1 pseudogene is annotated in these 396 nt (G+C 64.6%); it reads left to right on the top strand.

Annotated features, from left to right (window positions below):
* Window positions 1-340 (top strand): annotated as a pseudogene (locus D7V77_RS42930) (DNA polymerase III subunit epsilon); the annotation flags it as partial.
* Window positions 341-396 lie beyond the last annotated feature (56 nt).

The following is a 396-nucleotide window of genomic DNA, read 5'->3' as shown; positions in this document are numbered from 1 at the left end:
GTTGCAGATCGCGCGATCGAAGCATCCGGGGGCCAAGCATACGCTCGACGCGCTGTGTTCGCGCTTCGGGATCGATCGTTCGCACCGCGTCCTGCACGGCGCGCTGCTCGATGCGCAGTTGCTGGCGCAGGTCTATGTCGAACTGATGGGCGGGCGGCAGATCGGGCTTGGCCTCGTCAGCGACATCGTCGTGGCCGATACGGGGCCGGTCGTCGCATCCGCCCCTCGCATCGTCCGGCCGCCGCGTGTTTTCACGGTGCCGGAGGGAGAACTTCTCGCGCATGCCGCGTTCATGAAGGGCATTTCAGATCCGCTCTGGGGGGCCGTGGCGTCCGGTTGACGCTGTTTCGAACGAAGCCAACAGGATCGTTCGAGAGACATGGAGAAGACGATGGA

It is taken from the genome of Corallococcus sp. CA041A, assembly GCF_003612075.1.
GTDB classification, from domain to species: domain Bacteria; phylum Myxococcota; class Myxococcia; order Myxococcales; family Myxococcaceae; genus Corallococcus; species Corallococcus exiguus.
Note: the sequence above shows the minus strand (reverse complement) of the source record. Positions and strands in the feature narration are given on the sequence as shown.